Below are 12,287 nucleotides of genomic sequence, written 5' to 3' on the forward strand. Positions count from 1 at the left end.
GATAACCCATATCCTCCGAGATAGTTTTGTTGTTCACGATCATTTGATGGAATATAACCATTGGAGGACTGTCTATTTATCATGGTGAAGTCATTCTAAATAAATTATCCAATTTGAAAAATCGGGACATTTTATTAAATTTGTATTCAATAACAGGAGTTGTTTGACAAGATGGAACGCAGATGCGAACAAATGCATACGACTGTTTCCTAACCATTACCTGCTATATGCAAATAGAGTCATAACTTTTTAAGTTACAACTCTATCTAAAAATGAATGGATAATACCTCAAGTACTATCCGTTCGTCCCGTTCTTCACGATGCCCGGACGGATCCGGCTTAAAATCAGAATCCGCCCGGACCGGGACGCGGTATCCGGCATCTGCGCCGTTCCGGCGAATGCACGGCCTGCTCCCGGACCGGCCCGTCCATTTGCCCGGACCGGTTTCGTTTTGCCGGCCGTTTTTCGTACCTTTGCGGCGGAAAGATGCACGTTATGAAAAAAGGAATACTCTACGCCGTGCTGGCCTCAGTATTGTGGGCGATTGTCAATCCGTTCATCAAGCAGGGGTTGAGCTACGATTTCTCGCCGATGAATTTCGCGGGCCTGCGCTTCACCGTTGTCGGAATCATTCTCTTCGCCTACACCTGGCATCGCGGCATGTGGCGCGAGATCATGCAGCACCGGCGGCTTTTCGGCAACCTGATCCTGATCAATATGTTCATGGGCTATACGGCCTTCTATTTCGGTGTCGATTTCGTCAGCGGGGCCATCAGCTCGATCGTCATGGGCCTCACGCCGCTGATCAACGTGCTGCTGGCGCACCTCGTGGCCAGCAACGACCGCCTGAACCGTTACAAGGTCGTGAGTCTTGCGGTGAGCCTCGCGGGACTGCTGCTGATCGTCGGCACGGGCAGCGACGGTTCGCCGCTCGACTGGCGCGGCATCGGGGGTATCGTCCTGCTGCTGGCCTGCATCCTGTTCCAGGGCTATTCCGCGATTTCGGTTTCGGAGGACAAGGGCAAGGTCGATCCGATCTTCCTGAATGCCGTGCAGATGTTTTTCGGCGGCCTGCTGATTTACGGCGTGGGCATCGCGGCGGAGGGTTTCCACCCCTTCTGGGCCAAGCCCGTCGGGTTTTATGCGAGTCTCGGCGTGCTGGTCTTCATCTCGGTCTTCGCCTTCAGTTTCTGGTTCATGGCCCTGCGCACCGAGGGCACGAAGGTCAGCGACATCAATATGTGCCGTTTGATCAATCCTGTCCTGGGAGCCGTGCTGAGCTGGATCATGCTGCCCGGCGGAATACCCCGATTTTAGCACCGTGGCGGGCATGGCGGTCATCGTCAGTTCGCTGGTCATCTACTTCCGGGGCGAGACGATCGTGCAACGGTGGCGGCTGCGCCGGCATTGACGCAAAACGGACCGTCCCCCGAAAGGAACGGTCCGTTTTCTTTGAGGCTGCGGCGGTTATTTCTCCTTGCCGCATTTGCGGTTCAATGCTTTCCATATGCCGGCCGGCAGGGCCGTGCAGGGGAGCGGTGTTTCCGGCGGGCTTACGGCATCCATTCCAGAATGCCCTCGACGGGGTTCGCCGCACGCCATGCTTCGAACTCGGCATAGGTGCGCACGCCGTCGCGAAGGACCGCCTGGTAGTATTCGATGCCCATGATCTTCACCTCGTCGGGCGTGTCGTACTTGATTTGCAGGACGGCGCGGCGCGTCTCGTCGGTCAGTACGGCGCTGATTCGGTCGGCCACGCGTTCGAAATAGCCGTCCCAGGCTGAGCCGCGGGGCATGTGGATCATGTCGATCTGCCAGAGCCGTTCGTCGGCGTCGGCATACCACGCATGCCATTCGAGACACTGGTCCTGCGCGTCGAGCAGGTTTCCGTACTCGATGCGACGGATGCGGGGATTTTCGGCCAGCCGGGCCATGGCGGCGAAGCTGTCGGCCACGCGGAGCGGTGAGGAGTAGATGTGAAAGTCGATGTCGCGGTGCTTCATCAGCAGACCCGTGCGGAGCGAGCCTACGAGGTTCGCTTCGGCGCCCACCGAGCGCCAGATGGCCTCCAGATCGGTGTCGCGGATGACCTCGCGGGCGCGCTGCTGGTTGGCGGCCGCAATTTCGAGGATGTCGTTCATGTCGTGTTTTTTAGGGGTTATAATGGCGGGCGGAGCGGTCCGGCCGCTCCGTCACGTGTGAAATCGGTTTTGTACGGCTATTTGCCGAGCAGGATGCGGGCCTGGGCCACGGCGGCGTCGGTGATTTCCGAGCCGGAGAGCATCTTGGCGATCTCGGTCACGCGCTCCTCGTCGCCCAGGCGCGTGATGTCGGTGCGTCCGCCGCGCTTGTAGACCACGAAGTGCGCCGTGCCCTTCGAAGCGACCTGCGGCAGGTGGGTGATGTCCACCACCTGCATCGAGGCCGAGAGCGAGGCGATGATTTCGCCCATGGCGTCGGCGATGCGGCCCGAAACGCCCGTGTCGATCTCGTCGAAGATGATCGTCGGCAGCTGCATCCGTTCGGCCAGCAGGGCTTTCAGGGCCAGCATCACGCGCGAAAGCTCGCCGCCTGAGGCGATGCGCTCGACGGGCTGCGGCGTCATTCGCGGATTGGCCGTGAAGAGGAATTGCACGCTGTCGCGGCCCGTGCGTCCCGGCTCTGCGAGGGGTGTCAGGGCGATGCGGAAAACCGTCTCGGGCATGCCCAGCCGGGCGAGGGTCGAGAGGATGTGTTTCTCGAATCCCGCAGCGGCCTTCTCGCGCGTCTTGTGCAGACGGTCGGCCAGCGTCGCGGTCTTTTCGGCTGCTTCCGAGAGGGCTGCTTCCGCCTGGGCGATCTCCTCGTCGCTGTGGACGATGGCTGCGAGTTGTGCAGCGCAGCGGTCGCGCAGGGCGATCAGCTCCGCTTCGTCCGCCGCGCGGTGTTTCTGTTGCAGGGCGATCAGCGTGTCGAGCCGCGCCGAGCACTTCGCCAGCCGCTCGGGGTCGGCATCGAGCCGTTCGCATGCGGCGGCGGCCGAACCGTTGATGTCCTTCAGTTCCTCCAGCACCGAGCGCAGCCGTCCGGCATATTCCCCGGCGGCGGGGTAGTGGCTGCGGATATGGTTGAGTTCGTTCTCCGAATTCTTGAGCTGCGCCAGCACCCCGGTCTCGTCGGCGTCGAGGGCGTTGCGCAGGGAGGTCAGCGCCTCGCCGATGCGGTCGGCGTTTTCGAGCACCGCCAGCTCCTCCTCCAGCTCTGCCTGCTCGCCGGGGCGCAGGTTGGCCGAGGTGAGTTCCTCGGTCTGGAACCGGAGCCACTCTTCGTCGCGGCGGCCGTTGGCGGCCTCTTCGCGCAGGGCCGCGAGACGGCGGCGCAGCTCCGTAAGCCGGGCATACTGCGCGGCGTACTGCGTCAGCAGTTCCCCGTTCGCAGCCACGGTGTCGAGCGCCGAAGTCCTGAACTCCTCCGACGAGAGGATCAGGTTCTGGTGCTGCGAGTGGATGTCCAGCAGGCGTGCGCCCAGTTCGCGCAGTTGCGCCAGCTGCACGGGTACGTCGTTGACGAAGGCGCGGCTCTTGCCCGCAGGGGTGATCATGCGCGTCAGGGTCGTTTCGGGGGCATAGTCGAGGTCGTTCTCGGCGAAAAACGCTTCCAGACTGCTTCCCGCGAGGTCGAAGGTCCCCTCCACCGTGCAGTTGCGCGTTGCGTCCTTCATCGCCTGCCCGTCGTTCTTGGCTCCGAGCAGCAGGCCCAGCGCGCCGAGCAGAATGGATTTTCCGGCCCCGGTCTCACCCGTGATGATGTTCAGGTGGGGGTCCAGCTCCATTTCGAGCTTGTCGATGAGCGCGTAGTTTTCGACCGACAGACGGCGTAGCATACCAATTCGGAATTAAGAATTCAAAATTAAGAATTAAAAATGAAAAAACGAAAACCGGGTGCGATTGCGCGCTATTCGGCGAAAAACTCTTCGATACGTTCGGCGATGCGTTCGGCGACTTCGCGCTTCGACAGCAGGGGAAGCTCTTCGCGGCCCGTGCGGTCGATGAAGGTCACCTTGTTCGTGTCGCCGCGGAAGCCGGCTCCGGCGTCGCGCAGCGAGTTGAGGACGATGAAGTCGAAATTCTTCTTTTCGAGTTTGGCTTCGGCGTGCGCCTGTTCGTCGTGGGTTTCCAGGGCGAATCCCACCAGCAGGCGGCCGCCCTTGTGCGCTCCAAGCTCGGCGGCGATGTCGCGCGTGCGGCGCAGGGTGATGCACATGTCGCCGTCGCATTTCTTGATTTTGGTGTCCGAAACCCGGTCGGGGGTGTAGTCGGCCACGGCGGCGCACATCACGGCCCCGTCGGACCCTTCGAAAGCCCGGACCGCGGCGTCGTACATCTCGGTGGCCGAGAGCACGTCCACGCGCTCGACGCCCGCGGGCGTCGGCAGCTCCGTGCGGCCCGTGACAAGCGTCACGCAGGCCCCTCTGTCGGCCAGCTCCCCGGCAATGGCATAGCCCATCTTGCCCGAGGAGTGGTTCGAGATGAACCGCACGGGGTCGATGGCTTCGATCGTGGCTCCTGCCGTGACGATCAGCCGTTTACCTTGCAGGCTCTTTTTTTTTTCACGGAGAAGGCCGCCGACGAATGCGGCGATCGCATCGGGTTCGGCCATGCGGCCCTTGCCTTGAAGACCGCTGGCCAGTTCGCCTTCGCCCGGCTCGACGATGTGCACGCCGCGTCGGGCGAGTGTCCGGAGGTTCTGCTGCGTGGCCTCGTGGGCGTACATGTCCAGGTCCATGGCGGGAGCCACGGCGACCGGGCAGCGGGCCGAGAGGTAGGTGGTCAGCAGCAGGTTGTCGGCGATGCCGGAGGCCATTTTGGCCAGAGTGTTGGCCGTGGCGGGGGCGATCAGGTAGCAGTCGGCCCATTCGCCCAACGACACGTGGGAGTTCCACGCGCCGTTTTCGGGGTCGAAGAACTCCACCAGAATCGGGTTCTTCGAGAGCGTGGCCATCGTCAGGGGCGTGATGAACTGCTTCGCCAGCGGAGTCATCACCACGCGCACGTCGGCGCCGGCCGTCTTCAATAAACGACAAAGCACGGCAGCCTTGTAGGCCGCTATGCTACCCGTGATACCCAGCAGTATGTGGCGTCCCGCCAGCGGGGGACACGTGCCCGGGGATGCCATTGCGTGCGGATTTTAAATCTCCTTCATCACGCCGTCCTTGCCCTCCTTGTAGACCAGCTCGTGGTCGAGGAACTCCTCGGTGGCGATGATCACCGGTTTGGGCAGGCGTTCGTAGTAACGCGAAATCTCGATCTGCTCGCGGTTCTCGAAGGTCTCCTCCATGGTGTCGGTGGGCGACGAGAAATCGGCGAGCTTGCGGTTAAGCTCCGTCTTGAGTTCGGTCGAGATCTGGTTGGCGCGGCGGGCGATGATATTGATGCTTTTGTAGACGTTGCCCGTCTCCCGGTCCAGATCCACCAGCTTGCGCGTGATGGTGTTGTTGGGAATGTTCTTCTTGATTTCCATCTTATATGTTGTTGTCTTTGTTATTGCGGTCGAGGTAGTCGCGTGCCTGCTGGGCCATGCGGTCGAGGCTCTTGATGTGCGTCGATTCGGGGAACTCCTCCTTGAACGAGAGGTAGGAGTCGAGCATCGACAGGTAGCGGTCGGTCTGCTTTTCGGAGATCGAGTTGCTGGCCAGGCGGTAGCCCGAATCGACGATCAGGTACATGATCTCTTCGCGGCGTTTGCTCTCGGGGTATTGTTTCAGCGCGTTCTTGAACGCCACGATCGCCGATTTGTATTTGCCCGTCTTATAATAGGTGTAGGCGTTCAGGTAGGCTTTCTCGTGGAGCCGTTCGGTCAGCTCGGTGTTGATCTTGCGGAAGTTCTCGACGCGGTCGCTCTGCGGATAGCGCGACATGAATTCGTTGATGGCGATCAGCGCGTGCCCGGTCATCGTCTGGTCGCGCGAGGGACCTGGCGAGAGGTAGTAGAAGCAGAGCGCGTACATGCCCTCGGCGTCTTCGATGAAGGCGCTGCGGCCGAATTTGCGGCGGAAGTCGTCCAGCAGGGTCGAAGCCGTGTCGAAATCGCGGTTCTTGTACTTGCAGCGGGCGTTGAAGAACGAGATGCTGTCTTCGCGCGACGAGCCCGTGTAGTAGTGCTGCACGCCTTCGAAAAGGGTCGAGGCGCGCTGCCATTTCTCCTTCTGGTAGTACTCCAGCGCCTTGCTGTAAATCAGTTCGGGCTGCCCGCTTTTCAGAAGGGCGTTCATCCCGGAGCATCCTCCGAGGATGATCGCTGCCGCCACTCCGCAAAGGGCGTATAAAAAAGTCTGCTTCATTTATGAATCTTTTACGGCGCTTTATCGCGCAAAGTTACGCATAAATTAACGATTTGCAAAAAAAATATTGCTCGCGGAGGCTGCGAAGATGCCGTGCGGGGCGTTTTTTCCGGCGGCGCGTGAAAAAGCCCCTGCCGGGGCGGGGGCTTGAGGGCGGGGCGAAGGTGCCGGAACGATGTTTCGGGGTGTGGATAAATGCCCGATTTGCAGCTTGTTGCGGTGGGGCGCGCCGTGCCGGGACGTTTTCGGCGACGGTGTCAGAAGAAAAATCCCAGGGACCCGCCGTAGACGATGTCGTGGGGCACTTTGACGCGCCGGGCGATTCCTTCGGAGGTGAAATCGTGCCAGACGCGCGAACGCGGGTAGCCCGAGATGCGGAAGTCGATGAAGAATTTGCGGACGTTGAAGCCCAGTCCGCCCATGACGCCCACGTCGCCGTTGTTGAAGCGGACCTTGAGCAGCTGCGGGACGCTGCTCCGCTCGGATTCCGTGACGCGGAACAGCGCGCCGCCGAACAGGCGCAGCACGCCGAACTGGAAGCCCAGCTGGACGGGGATTTCGAACCGCTCGGTGCGCAGCGCGATGCGGCGGCTCCCGGAGTTCTCGGCCAGCACGTTGTAATTGACGAAGGCGTAGTTCAGTTCCGATTGCAGGTGGAGGTGTTTCGAAAGGTTGAGCCGCAGGACGAAGCCCACGTCGTAACCGGCCCGGACGGCGCCGGGCGTGAAGCGGGTGTCGCCGATGCGGGTCGGGACGAACGAGTAGTCGGCGAAGTTGACGCCGCCGCGTACGCCGACCATTAGGCGTTGGGCGGAGGCCGCGCCGGAGAAGACGAGCGCGGCGAGGAGGGTGAAGACCAGGTGTTTCATAAAACGTTGATGTTTAGGACGGGATCACATCAGGGGTGACACGAGCCGGAGCACGTCGCCCAGCGTCCGGCGCCACAGCGGCGGCCTCCATTCGGCGCGCGTGATGCGGCGGCACGAGGCGAGGTCGTCGTCGAAGGTCGCCGCCAGCTGCCGGACCGTCTCGCGGTCGCGGATGAAGGCCGTGACTTCGAGGTTGTCCGTCAGACTGCGGTAGTCCATGTTCGCGGTTCCGACCGACGCCAGCGTGTCGTCGACGATCACCAGTTTGGCGTGCAGGAATCCGTTGTCGTAGCGGTAGAGCTCGACTCCGGCGTCGAGCAGGTCCGCGACGTAGGAGTCGGACACGAGGTCCGAGAACGGCGAGTCGCTGCACGTCGGGATCATCACTTCGACCCGGATGCCGCCCCGCGCCGCAAGGCGCAGCGCGTCGAGGATCAGCGTCGGGGGCAGGAAGTAGGGTGAGCAGATGCGCACCCGCTGTCTGGCCCGGACGACGGCCGCTGCGAAAGCCTCGGCGATGGTCAGCCGCGAGGGGCCTTCTTCGGACCAGGCCAGCTGGATCGGCAGGCGTTGCCGGATGCCGTGCGGGGCGACGTAACGGCGCAGGTCGAGACATTCGTCCGTGACCCGCGCCCAGTCGGCGATGAAGAGCCGTTGCAAGTCCTTCACGGCGTCGCCCTCGATGCGGAGGTGCTCGTCGCGCCACTTGCCCATGTAATCTCCGTCGAGGTAGTATTTCGCAATATTTATGCCACCCAGAAAGGCGACACGGCCGTCCGTGACGACTATTTTGCGGTGGTTGCGGCGCGAGACGCGCGTGGTGAACCACGGGAAGCGCACCGGCTCGAAGGCGGCCGTGCGTACCCCGGCGTCGTGCATGCGGCGCAATGTCGTGCGGCTCAGCCGCCACGAGCCTACGGCGTCGTAGATGACGCGCACTTCGAGTCCGGCGCGGGCTTTGCGGATCAGGATTTCGGCGATGGTGCGCCCGATGCGGTCGTCGCGGATGATGTAGTACTCCATGTGGATCGAGCGGACGGCGTGTTGCAGGGCGGCGATCAGCGCCGTGAAGGCGTTGCTGCCGTTGTGCAGCAGACTGACGCTGTTGCGGGGTGCGGGGCGGGTTCCGCAGCCGCGGGCGACGATCTGCTCCACGGCGTCGCCCCGGCAGTCGCAGGACTCTGCCGCCGGGACCGCGCGGCGGTATCCGGCCAGCACGTAAAGCAGCGTGCCGGCGACGGGAAGCAGGAAGACCAGCGCCAGCCAGGCGGCCGCCGAGGCCGGTATCCGTTGGCGGCGCGTGATGACGGCGGCCGCGCCGAGCGTCCACAGCAGATGAAGCGTAAGGGCGATGTACATACCCCGCACGGCGGGCACGATCCGTGCCACGGGGCGCGAAAAAAGATTTGGAAATATGGATTTTACTTCCTATCTTTGTCTATGCAATAGCAACGGGGTTCTGGCCTTTTCGGGTCAGGATTCTTATTTTTTACGTTTTATTCGGTTTTTGGAATTTCCGGCTTCCGGCGGGAGATTCCGGAGAGTTATTGGATTATGGCACAAGAGATTATTTATCTGACAGCGGAGGGCTACAAGAAAATCAAGGACGAACTCGAGCACATGCGTTCCGTCGAGCGTCCGGCGATTTCGGCGGCGATCGCCGAAGCGCGCGACAAGGGCGACCTTTCGGAGAATGCGGAGTACGATGCCGCCCGTGAGGCACAGGGGCTGCTGGAGATGCGTATCGCCAAACTGGAGGATACGATGGCCAACGCCCGCGTGATCGACGAGTCGAAGATCGACAAGAGCAAAGTGCAGATTTTGAGCAAGGTGACGCTTCTGAACCACAACAATCAGAAGCAGATGACCTACACGATCGTCGCCGAGCACGAGGCGAATCTGCGCGAAGGCAAACTGGCGATCGGCACGCCTATCGCGAAGGCGCTGCTGGGCCGCAAGAAGGGCGACCGTGTGGACGTGGAGGTTCCGGCCGGCACGATCCATTTCGAGATCCTCGACATCAGCATTTGAACCGCCCGGCTTTTTCCGGGGGTGTCCGCTTCCCCCGGGGAGTGCCGGACAGGACATACATCCTCATTTGTAGGTGTTTTTGCAGGGGCCGCTTGTCGCGGTCCCTTTTTTTCGTATCTTCGCCACCGTGAAGACAATGCACCTCCGCCTCAAACAATGCCTCGCGGCCTTTATGCTGGCCGTTCTGCTCGCAGCCCATGCGGGTCAGAAGGTGCATATCTATTTGGAGGACCATGCCCATTTCGCGGCTTTCAGCGGCGATCTGGTTCCCGACAACGGCGCTGCCGAACAGGTCGTCGAATTCTGTGTCGTCGACGATTTCTATTTCTTCCCCTACCTGGCCGAGACCCAGCCTCCGCATGAATTCTACGCCGAGGTGCTGGCCGTGCTGCAACCCGAAGCCACGCGCTGCAAATGTGCGGTCGAGGTCCGGCGTTTCTCCCTGCGGGCGCCTCCGGCGGCGTAATTGCGTTTCGTAATATCGGCATGTCCGGCTGCATCGCGACAACTGCGGCGACAGGCGAGGGCCGACGATTTATCGTTTGCCGAGCCGTCAAAGCGGAAGCGGCGTGTGTTTTTACGCCGTAAGTCCCTTCCGAGGAGGGGATTCAGGGGTGGACCGGATTTGTAAACGCGGCCGGAAGCCGCAATCATCCGCATGCCGGAGCGGACTTACTTTCACCATTATTCAATACTTTCGTATGAAACGATATATTTTGTTGGCGCTGTCCGTGTGCCAGAGCCTTGTCGTGCTCGCGGCCGAAGCGCCGCGCAAAAGCACGGACGCGAATCTTTTCGGCCACGTCGTGGACCGTGAAACCCATGAACACATTCCCTACGCCTCGGTGGCCGTCGTCGGCACGGCTTTCGGTACGACGACCGACGCTTCGGGCCACTATTTCCTGAAAAACCTCCCTGTCGGCGAACTGACGCTCGAAGTCCGTGCGCTGGGCTATGCCTCCGGTCGGATGACCGTCGCTCTCGAACGGGGCGAGACCCGGGAACTCAACTTCGAGGTGGCGCAGAGCGGCATTTCGATGGACGAAGTGGTCGTCTCGGCCAGCCGTTCGGAGACGCTGCGGCGCGAAGCTCCGGCGCTGGTGAGCGTGCTGGACGCCGGCCTGTTCGAACGGGCCAACGCCTCGTGCCTGGCCCAGGGCCTTTCGTTCCAGCCCGGGGTGCGCGTCGAGGACGACTGCCAGAACTGCGGCTTCACGCAGGTCCGCATCAACGGTCTCGACGGCCACTATTCGCAGATTCTGGTCGACTCGCATCCGGTTTTCTCCTCCCTGACGGGTGTCTACGGGCTGGAGCAGATTCCGGCCAATATGATCGAGCGGGTCGAGGTGCTGCGCGGCGGCGGGTCGGCGCTCTACGGCTCGTCGGCCATCGGCGGCACGATCAACATCATCACCCGTGAGCCGACGCGCAGTTCGGCTCAGCTGTCGCATACGCTGACCTCGCTCGGAGGCAGCAACTCCTACGACAACAACACGATGCTCAACGCTTCGATCGTCTCCGAAAGCGGCCGTGCGGGCATCAGCGTCTTCGGCCAGAGCCGCCACCGTTCGGGCTACGACCACGACGGCGACGGATTCACCGAACTGCCCGTCATCAGCAGCCAGTCCGTGGGCATGCGCTCGTTCTTCCGCACGGGGGCCTATTCGCGCATCACGGCGCAGTACCACCACATCGACGAGTACCGCCGGGGCGGCGACCTGCTGAAGCAGCCGCCCCACGAAGCCTTCGTCGCCGAGCAGACCGACCATGCCATCGACGGCGGAAGCCTTTCGTTCGACATCTCGTCGGCCGACCGCAGCAACCACTTCAATGCCTACGCCTCGTTCCAGAACACGGCCCGCAAGAGTTATTACGGCAGCAAGCAGGACCTCGACGCCTACGGCACGACGCACGACCTGACCCTCGCCGCGGGCATGCAGTATGTCCATGCCTTCCGCAAACTGCTCTTCATGCCCTCGGAGCTGACGCTCGGTACGGAGTACAGCTACGACGACCTTTCGGACCGTTCGATCGGTTATGACATCCGCACCGACCAGGCGGTGCACATCGTCGGGGCCTATCTCCAGAACGAATGGAAGACCCGGAAATGGTCGCTGCTCATCGGCGGCCGCCTCGACAAGCACAACCTCGTGGACCATGCGATCTTCAGCCCCCGGGCCAATGTCCGCTTCAATCCTTCGGAGTCGGTCAACCTGCGTGTGAGCTATGCCGGGGGCTACCGCGCCCCGCAGGCCTTCGACGAGGACATGCACATCGCCATCGTGGGCGGCAAGCGGGTCCGCATCCGGCTTGCCGACGATCTGAAGGAGGAACGCTCGCACAGCGTGAGCCTCTCGGCCGACCTCTACCACACTTTCGGCCGGGTGCAGACGAACCTGCTCGTCGAGGGATTCTACACCCGTCTCGACGACGTGTTCGCCCTGCGCGACATCGAGGACACGGCCGACGGCGGCAAAATCAAGGAGCGTTACAACGGTTCGGGCGCCACGGTGAGGGGCCTGAACGCCGAAGGCCGGGCGGTTTTCACCCGCTGGTTCGAGTTGCAGGCGGGCGTGACGTGGCAGCGGAGCCGCTATGTCGAGCCTGAATACTGGAGCGAGGACAAAACGGTGCCTCCCGTGCGCCGGATGTTCCGCACGCCCGATCTGTACGGTTATTTCACGGCGTCGCTGAAGCCCTTGCGCAATTTCACGGCCGACGTGACGGGAACCTGCACGGGCGAGATGCTCGTGCAGCACATGGCCGGATCGGGCGTGGAGCGGGATGTGGCCGTCACGACGCCTGCGTTCTGCGACGTGAACCTGCGTCTGGCCTACGACCTGCGGGTCTACAAGGAGATCACCCTCCAGCTTTACGGCGGCGTGCAGAATCTGTTCAACGCTTACCAGAAGGATTTCGACAAGGGCGTGGACCGCGACTCGGGCTACATTTACGGACCTTCGTTGCCCCGCAGCTGGTTCATCGGCGCGAAGGTCAGCTTCTGATAGACGCTCCTTTCCGGATACGAAAAAGCCGCTCCGAATCGTCGGAGCGGCTTTTGTAAAGG

10 protein-coding genes and 1 pseudogene are annotated in these 12,287 nt (G+C 62.0%); 4 read left to right on the plus strand and 7 right to left on the minus strand.

Features of this window, described 5'->3' with window-relative positions:
* Positions 1-496: 496 nt before the first annotated feature.
* A pseudogene (locus tag BHV64_RS12765) lies at positions 497-1,412 on the plus strand (DMT family transporter).
* 142 nt (positions 1,413-1,554) lie between these two features.
* On the opposite strand, the gene BHV64_RS12770 reads toward BHV64_RS12765, so the two are convergent.
* From BHV64_RS12770 to cls, 7 genes are all read right to left on the minus strand, one after another.
* Positions 1,555-2,142 carry a histidine phosphatase family protein gene (locus BHV64_RS12770; protein WP_015547380.1) on the minus strand — a complete coding sequence of 196 codons (588 nt, stop codon included), beginning with the start codon at positions 2,140-2,142 and terminating at the stop codon, positions 1,555-1,557.
* Between the two features lie 77 nt (positions 2,143-2,219).
* The gene (recN, locus tag BHV64_RS12775; protein WP_015547381.1) at positions 2,220-3,863 is read right to left on the minus strand and encodes a DNA repair protein RecN; all 1,644 of its coding nucleotides are present in this window, start codon (positions 3,861-3,863) and stop codon (positions 2,220-2,222) included.
* A gap of 71 nt (positions 3,864-3,934) precedes the next feature.
* Entirely contained in the window at positions 3,935-5,155 is a 1,221-nt protein-coding gene (gene coaBC / locus BHV64_RS12780) for a bifunctional phosphopantothenoylcysteine decarboxylase/phosphopantothenate--cysteine ligase CoaBC (RefSeq protein ID WP_217726856.1), read from the minus strand.
* A 12-nt stretch (positions 5,156-5,167) separates the two neighbouring features.
* Complete coding sequence (locus BHV64_RS12785) at positions 5,168-5,500, minus strand: DNA-directed RNA polymerase subunit omega (protein ID WP_015547382.1); 333 nt, start codon at positions 5,498-5,500, stop codon at positions 5,168-5,170.
* A gap of 1 nt (position 5,501) precedes the next feature.
* A complete protein-coding gene (locus BHV64_RS12790; protein WP_044054464.1) occupies positions 5,502-6,320 on the minus strand; it encodes an outer membrane protein assembly factor BamD in 819 nt (272 codons plus the stop codon).
* Positions 6,321-6,577: 257 nt separating this feature from the next.
* Positions 6,578-7,189 carry a porin family protein gene (locus tag BHV64_RS12795; protein WP_022062258.1) on the minus strand — a complete coding sequence of 204 codons (612 nt, stop codon included), beginning with the start codon at positions 7,187-7,189 and terminating at the stop codon, positions 6,578-6,580.
* A 24-nt stretch (positions 7,190-7,213) separates the two neighbouring features.
* Entirely contained in the window at positions 7,214-8,578 is a 1,365-nt protein-coding gene (gene cls, locus BHV64_RS12800) for a cardiolipin synthase (protein WP_254886324.1), read from the minus strand.
* Between the two features lie 165 nt (positions 8,579-8,743).
* Between cls and greA the strand changes: the two genes are divergently transcribed.
* The 3 genes from greA (at position 8,744) to BHV64_RS12815 (ending at position 12,225) form a co-directional block, all read left to right on the plus strand.
* Positions 8,744-9,220: a transcription elongation factor GreA gene (gene greA, locus BHV64_RS12805; RefSeq protein WP_015547385.1), complete on the plus strand. Its 477-nt coding sequence runs from the start codon at positions 8,744-8,746 to the stop codon at positions 9,218-9,220.
* A 136-nt stretch (positions 9,221-9,356) separates the two neighbouring features.
* Positions 9,357-9,686: a hypothetical protein gene (locus tag BHV64_RS12810; protein ID WP_171024685.1), complete on the plus strand. Its 330-nt coding sequence runs from the start codon at positions 9,357-9,359 to the stop codon at positions 9,684-9,686.
* A 235-nt stretch (positions 9,687-9,921) separates the two neighbouring features.
* Positions 9,922-12,225 carry a TonB-dependent receptor gene (locus tag BHV64_RS12815; RefSeq protein WP_217726854.1) on the plus strand — a complete coding sequence of 768 codons (2,304 nt, stop codon included), beginning with the start codon at positions 9,922-9,924 and terminating at the stop codon, positions 12,223-12,225.
* Positions 12,226-12,287 lie beyond the last annotated feature (62 nt).

Origin of the sequence: Alistipes sp. 56_sp_Nov_56_25 (genome assembly GCF_001915285.1) — a bacterium.
Lineage (GTDB): Bacteria > Bacteroidota > Bacteroidia > Bacteroidales > Rikenellaceae > Alistipes > Alistipes shahii.

Bases quoted from the DNA above. Each gene is read 5' to 3' on its own strand.
- BHV64_RS12815 (WP_217726854.1), top strand. From the start codon at position 9,922: ATGAAACGATATATTTTGTTGGCGCTGTCCGTGTGCCAGAGCCTTGTC.
- BHV64_RS12770 (WP_015547380.1), bottom strand. From the start codon at position 2,142: ATGAACGACATCCTCGAAATTGCGGCCGCCAACCAGCAGCGCGCCCGC.
- BHV64_RS12785 (WP_015547382.1), bottom strand. From the start codon at position 5,500: ATGGAAATCAAGAAGAACATTCCCAACAACACCATCACGCGCAAGCTG.
- BHV64_RS12810 (WP_171024685.1), top strand. From the start codon at position 9,357: ATGCACCTCCGCCTCAAACAATGCCTCGCGGCCTTTATGCTGGCCGTT.
- recN (WP_015547381.1), bottom strand. From the start codon at position 3,863: ATGCTACGCCGTCTGTCGGTCGAAAACTACGCGCTCATCGACAAGCTC.
- BHV64_RS12795 (WP_022062258.1), bottom strand. From the start codon at position 7,189: ATGAAACACCTGGTCTTCACCCTCCTCGCCGCGCTCGTCTTCTCCGGC.
- BHV64_RS12790 (WP_044054464.1), bottom strand. From the start codon at position 6,320: ATGAAGCAGACTTTTTTATACGCCCTTTGCGGAGTGGCGGCAGCGATC.
- greA (WP_015547385.1), top strand. From the start codon at position 8,744: ATGGCACAAGAGATTATTTATCTGACAGCGGAGGGCTACAAGAAAATC.
- coaBC (WP_217726856.1), bottom strand. From the start codon at position 5,155: ATGGCATCCCCGGGCACGTGTCCCCCGCTGGCGGGACGCCACATACTG.